Source organism: Flavobacterium muglaense (genome assembly GCF_014305155.1).
GTDB lineage: Bacteria > Bacteroidota > Bacteroidia > Flavobacteriales > Flavobacteriaceae > Flavobacterium > Flavobacterium muglaense.
In genome coordinates, this window is record NZ_JACRUK010000043.1 from 27,783 (window position 1) to 34,165 (window position 6,383).

General features: G+C 35.3%; 7 protein-coding genes. 6 read left to right on the top strand and 1 reads right to left on the bottom strand.

What is annotated here, in order from left to right:
- The coding region (locus tag H8R24_RS14215) for a gliding motility-associated C-terminal domain-containing protein (protein ID WP_187038212.1) at positions 1 to 879 on the top strand (879 nt) is incomplete at its 5' end.
- Positions 880 to 902: 23 nt separating this feature from the next.
- Positions 903 to 1,790 (top strand): PorP/SprF family type IX secretion system membrane protein, encoded by an 888-nt coding sequence (locus H8R24_RS14220; RefSeq protein ID WP_187021610.1) that lies wholly within the window; start codon positions 903 to 905, stop codon positions 1,788 to 1,790.
- Positions 1,791 to 1,871: 81 nt separating this feature from the next.
- Here the strand turns inward: H8R24_RS14220 and H8R24_RS14225 are convergent, their stop codons facing one another.
- Positions 1,872 to 2,402: a hypothetical protein gene (locus H8R24_RS14225; RefSeq protein WP_187021608.1), complete on the bottom strand. Its 531-nt coding sequence runs from the start codon at positions 2,400 to 2,402 to the stop codon at positions 1,872 to 1,874.
- A gap of 112 nt (positions 2,403 to 2,514) precedes the next feature.
- Here H8R24_RS14225 and hpt point away from each other — a divergent pair, with 112 nt between their 5' ends.
- From hpt to obgE, 4 genes are all read left to right on the top strand, one after another.
- Entirely contained in the window at positions 2,515 to 3,045 is a 531-nt protein-coding gene (hpt, locus tag H8R24_RS14230) for a hypoxanthine phosphoribosyltransferase (RefSeq protein ID WP_187021605.1), read from the top strand.
- A 20-nt stretch (positions 3,046 to 3,065) separates the two neighbouring features.
- Positions 3,066 to 3,638: an adenylate kinase gene (locus H8R24_RS14235; RefSeq protein WP_187021603.1), complete on the top strand. Its 573-nt coding sequence runs from the start codon at positions 3,066 to 3,068 to the stop codon at positions 3,636 to 3,638.
- A 151-nt stretch (positions 3,639 to 3,789) separates the two neighbouring features.
- Positions 3,790 to 5,061 (top strand): hemolysin family protein, encoded by a 1,272-nt coding sequence (locus tag H8R24_RS14240; protein WP_187021600.1) that lies wholly within the window; start codon positions 3,790 to 3,792, stop codon positions 5,059 to 5,061.
- A 155-nt stretch (positions 5,062 to 5,216) separates the two neighbouring features.
- The gene (gene obgE / locus H8R24_RS14245; protein WP_187021615.1) at positions 5,217 to 6,218 is read left to right on the top strand and encodes a GTPase ObgE; all 1,002 of its coding nucleotides are present in this window, start codon (positions 5,217 to 5,219) and stop codon (positions 6,216 to 6,218) included.
- The last annotated feature ends 165 nt before the right edge of the window (positions 6,219 to 6,383 follow it).

The window sequence follows — 6,383 nt, forward strand, 5'->3', positions numbered from 1 at the left end:
AGCGGAACAAATAAAGTATATGCTATTGCTGCTTCTAGTGGTTTTGCAATTCAAGACGTTTTAGTTGATGGTGTTTCTCAGGGCGCAATTGCGAGTTATACCTTTACTAATGTAATAGCTAATCATACCATCAGTGCGACTTTTGCAGTTGTTAATTATTCAATCACAGCAACTTCAGGAGCTAACGGATCTATTACGCCAGCAGGTGTTTCATCTGTAGCAAGCGGAACAAATAAAGTGTATACTATTGCTGCTGCTAGTGGTTATGCAATTCAAGATGTTTTAGTAGATGGTGTTTCTAAAGGAGTAATTACTAGTTTCACCTTTACTAATGTAATTGCTAATCATACCATCAGTGCGACTTTTGCAGTTGTTAATTATTCAATCACAGCAACTTCAGGAGCTAACGGATCTGTTACGCCAGCAGGTGTTTCATCTGTAGCAAGCGGAACAAATAAAACATACAGTATTACTGCTAATAATGATTACGTTATTCAAGACGTTTTGATCGATGGTGTTTCTCAAGGAGCAATCGCTAGTTATACCTTTAATACAGTAGTAACTAATCATACCATCAGCGCAACTTTTTCGGCAGGACTTAATACGTTGCAAGTAACCGCTGCAGAGGCAATTACTCCAAATGGCGATGGTATAAATGATACTTGGGTGATTAACAATATTGAAAACTATCCTAATGCTGTTGTTCGTGTTTTTAATCGTTGGGGTGCAGAGGTGTTTTTTGCTAGAAACTATCAAAATAACTGGGACGCACGTAATAAAAACAATCAAACACTACCTGAAGGAAGCTATTACTACCAAATTAATTTTGAGAGTACTAGTAAGGCAAATCAAGAAGGTTGGATCTACATAAACAGATAGTTGAAAAAATAAGAAATCAAAAGATGAAAATAATTAAAAATATAATTTCAGGAGCCTTATTACTTTTTAGTAGTCTCCTTTTTGCTCAACAAGAGAGTGCTTTTACATTGTATAGGTATCATATGAACGTCATAAATCCTGCTTATACTGGAGTTGATAATGAAACTATGGTAATGAGTTCTTTTAGACGACAATGGACCGGCGTGAAGGAAGCTCCGGAGAGCCAAGCAGTTTCGTTTGGAACTGGAGTTGGAAAAAACTTAGGACTTGGTTTGTCTATGGTGAGTAGTAAAACATTTATTGAAAAACAAACTACGTTAGGTCTTGATTTATCATATAAATTAAAAGTAAACGAAGGTTTAGATTTGTATTTAGGAATAAAAGCAGGGGGTAACATTTATGATGTAAATACAACTGGGCTTCAAACCTATTCGTTGCAAGTGGATCCGGCTTTGGGGTCAATCAATCAGTTCAATCCTAATGTAGGGATGGGGTTGTTATTGAAAAATGAGAACTACTTTTTGTCGTTGTCTGTTCCAAGAATGTTAAATACAGAGCATGCTAAAAACAAGAACGGATATGCTTCTGTAGCTACAGATAGACCACATATTTATTTGAGCGGTGGATACGATCTCGATCTTAACCCGGATGCATCTTTAGTATTGAAACCTTCGTTTTTATTGCGTTATGTAAAAGGAATTCCTGCTTCGGTTGACTTTGGGACAATGCTTCAAATTCAAAATAATTTTGAGTTTGGTGCTATGTATCGCACTGATCAGGCGGTTGCTGGAATGGTCGATTTCACAATTAGTAAAAGAATGATGTTTGGTTATGTGTATGAAGTGAGTACTAGGTCCGTCATGGCAACAGCCCGAAACACAAATGAGTTTTTTATTCGATTTAAATTTTAGAAAAAAAAACAAATCACAATAAATAGTTTAAAAACAGTTGCAAATTAAGTTTTGCAGCTGTTTTTTTTTAGGTCTAAAAACCTATTTTATTTTCTTCAATATTTCCCGTGCAACTGCTTTATAGCCTGCCGAATATTTAGGGTAATCATCCGTTAATATGCGCTCTAGCTGGGGGTAGATCCAAGGGTGTTTTTTGCCAATTTCAAATAAAGTGCGAATTGCGTACGCTTTTGTAGCCACTTTTCTTTTTTCTTCAATCAGCCAGTCCAGGCAAGATTCGGTAATTTGTTCTTCTTGTAAAGGGGTAAGGGAAATATGCTGACTTAAAAACAAACATATTTTTGAGATTGAACGCAAAGCACTTTCATTATTAAAATGAGAAAGCTGCCTACAAAAGTCGTCTAGATAATCCGTAAGTAAATGCAATTGTTTTTCTAATACAATTTCCATAATCCAGCACGCCTTAAAATGATTTTTGTCAAAAGTGTCTAAGCCAATCTGTAATAAGTCAGGAAATAAACGAGAATCAGTCAAGACGAACAATGCGTTTTCATCACGACTAGCGCGATAAGCATTGCTGTTTGCTACCTTTTTATAAAATTCCTCATTCATATTGAACCAAAAATACCTATTATTTTCAATTGAAGGCTATTCTTATGGTTTTAATTCTGAATTCTCAATTCAGAAATTCATATCTTTGCGCATTATTTTAAACACAAAAATAATGATTCAACTTCACGATAAACAATTTGTTCCGTTTTTATCAGCTACCGAAATAGCTCTAGCAATAGATAAAATGGTGGCTCAAGTAGCTGCCGAATTTAGCAATGAAACTCCCGTTTTTATCGGAGTTTTAAATGGTTCTTTTATGGTCGTTTCGGATTTTATGAAGGCCTATAAAAACCCGTGCGAACTAAGTTTTATAAAAATGGCCTCGTACGAAGGAACATCATCTACTGAGGAGGTAAAACAATTAATTGGACTAAATCAAGATTTAACAGGTCGTTCTGTAGTAATCATCGAAGACATCGTAGACACTGGAAATACAGTTGTTGAACTATACGAATTGTTCAAAAAACAAAACGTAAAAAAATTAAGAACAGCTACCTTGTTTTTTAAACCCGAAGCCTATAAAAAAGACATTAAAATAGACTACGTTGGAATCCGAATTCCAAATAAATTTATAGTTGGTTTTGGTCTGGATTATGATGGCCTTGGTAGAAATTTACCCGAAGTATATAAATTAAAAGAATAACTACACAACGCAACACTACTATGACTAATATTGTTTTATTTGGGAAACCAGGAGCAGGAAAAGGAACTCAAGCCGAGTTTTTAAAAGAAAAGTATAAGTTAACACACATTTCTACTGGGGATGTATTTCGTTTTAATTTAAAAAACGACACGGAACTTGGTAAACAAGCAAGAGTATTCATGGACGCTGGAGATTTAGTTCCAGACGAATTGACTACTAAAATGCTTATTGATGAGGTAAATAAACATCCAGATACAAACGGAATTTTATTTGACGGTTACCCAAGGACAATTTCTCAAGCCGAGGCATTAGACGCTTTTCTACAATCAATAGGTTCAAAAGTAGCAGCAACAGTTGCGCTAGAAGCCGATGATGAAATCCTAGTTGCTCGTTTACTTGAAAGAGGAAAAACAAGTGGTAGAATTGACGATCAAGATGAAGATAAAATCAGAAATCGTTACCAAGAATACAATGAAAAAACAGCGCCATTAATGGGCTATTACGAAAAACAAGGGAAGTTCCATGCCGTAAACGGAATAGGAACTATCGAAGAAATTACGGTTAGACTAAGTTCAGTTATTGATAATTTATAAGGAGCAATTCCAGCTGTGCGTTACAAGTGCTTGCTTGTAAAACAATTTTTCTACAATAAAAAAGGAGCTTCCGCTGGTCGCTCTTTTTTATCAAGAAAAATAAAGTTTTAAAAGCGGCGCACTTTTCACTGCCATCTGGGCTAAAAGAAACATGGAAATACTAATAATATTTTTTTTAATTCTGTTAAATGGAGTTTTCTCCATGTCCGAAATCGCACTGATTTCAGCTAGAAAAAACAGATTAGAATCGGCAGCAAAAAAAGGAAACAAAAGTGCTAAAGTGGCACTAGAGTTAGCAAATTCGCCTAATAAGTTTTTATCAACGGTTCAAATCGGGATTACCTTAATCGGAATCTTAACAGGTATTTATAGTGGTGATAAAATCACTTTAAATGTAGAAACTTTTGTAAGCGGTTTCGAAATTTTAAAACCCTATTCTCACACTATCGCAGTTGGGATAGTTGTGGTGGTTTTGACTTTTTTCTCTCTGGTTTTAGGAGAATTGCTACCCAAAAGGATTGGTATGAATCATCCCGTTTCTATTGCCAAAGCGGTCGCAATGCCCATGAAAATGGTTTCAATTGCAACAGCGCCTTTTATCTGGTTGCTTACGCATGCCACGGAATTTTTATTAAAGGTCATGCAAATTCAACCCAACGCCGATGGTAAAGTAACTGAAGAAGAAATCAAAGCCTTCATTAAAGAAGGTACCGAAGGTGGAGAGGTGCAAGAAATTGAACAAGATATCGTGGAACGTGTTTTTCATATTGGAGATAGAAAGATCAATTCCTTAATGACGCATAGAAAATCAGTGGTTTTTTTACCATTAGATTCAAATAAAACACAAATTAAAGAATACATAATCGAGGATTTACATTCTATGTATCCCGTTTATGGAAAAGATTATGATGATATTGTAGGGGTTGTGAATCTCAAAAGCATTTTTGCACGCATCGATGACGAAACGATCGATCTTTCAAAAATAATGACTGACGCTCCCTTCATGATGGAACATACAACAGCATACACAGCGCTGGAACAATTTAAAAAGAGCGGAATTCATTATTCATTCGTGGCAGATGAATATGGTGTTTTTCAAGGGATTATTACGCTAAATGATATCCTAGAAGCCTTAGTAGGTGATGCGTCTGAGTTTTATAAAGAAGATTTTAAGTTAATAGAAAGAGAGGACGGTTCATGGCTAGTAGATGGCCATTATTCGCTACATGATTTTCTTACTTACTTTGAATTGGATGATTTGATTAATGATTACGAAGTGACAACCGTAAGCGGATTAATCATGACTGAGCTATCTCATATACCAAAACAAGGTGAAAAATTGGTTTGGCATAGATTTGAGTTAGAAGTGCTCGATATGGATGGAATTAAGATCGATAAAGTGATGGTGAAATCATTGCGATAATACAATGTTTGAAGCAGTTGTAGACTGTTTTAAGTTTGAATGATGTAATTCAATAGTGAATACAAAAAAAAAATGACAGAATGTTTTAAAGAGCTGTAGTAAAGTCAATATACTGCTGGTTGTTTAAAATTAATGTCGAAGTAAAAGAAAGAGTTATGACAGAAGGGAACTTCGTAGATTACGTAAAAATATTTGTTTCTTCCGGAAAAGGTGGAAAGGGGTCTACGCATTTGCATAGAGAGAAATTTATTGAAAAAGGTGGGCCTGATGGTGGTGATGGTGGTCGTGGTGGACACGTGTTTTTAGTGGGTAACAAAGGACTTTGGACTTTGTTTCACCTAAAATTTGCAAGACATATCAAAGCGGGTAACGGTGGAGATGGTAGTGGTGACAGAAGTACTGGTGCTGATGGGGACGATAAATTTATCGAGGTACCATTAGGAACAGTAGTGAAAGACAAGGAAACGGGCGAAATTTTATTTGAAATTACCGAAGATGGAGAGAAACAAGTTCTTTCTAGAGGGGGTAAAGGTGGTTTAGGGAACTGGCACTTTAGAAGTTCTACCAATCAAACTCCAAGATATTCTCAACCTGGATTACCTGGTAGTGAAATGGATGTGATTTTAGAACTTAAAGTTCTTGCTGATGTAGGTTTAGTTGGTTTTCCTAATGCTGGAAAATCTACTTTATTGTCAGTTTTGACATCTGCAAAACCAAAAATTGCCGATTATCCTTTTACAACTTTAAAGCCAAACCTTGGGATTGTTGCATACAGAGATTATCAATCATTTGTAATTGCAGATATTCCGGGGATTATTGAAGGTGCAGCCGAAGGTAAAGGATTAGGACATTATTTCTTGCGTCATATTGAACGTAATTCTACATTGTTGTTTCTTGTTCCTGTGGACACGCCAGATATTAAAGGAGAATATGATATTCTTGTTAATGAGTTGACAAAATACAATCCTGAAATGCTGGATAAAGAACGTTTATTAGTAATATCGAAATGTGATATGCTTGATGACGAATTGAAAGCGGAGTTGAAAGTAGAACTTGATGTTGCTTTTAAAGATGTTCCTTATATGTTCATCTCGTCTGTGGCGCAACAGGGATTGACGGAGTTGAAAGATAAATTATGGAAAATGTTGAATGACTAATTAGTTGTTTACTTTTTAATAAAATCAAAACCCACTATTAAGCAATTGCTTTATAGTGGGTTTTTTAATGTAATAATTGGTTGAATTTATAATTAGGGCTTGCTGAAAAATTGCAAATCCAATAAAACAGAGGTATTTAGAGCTACTTTTTCTTGTTTAAATGCA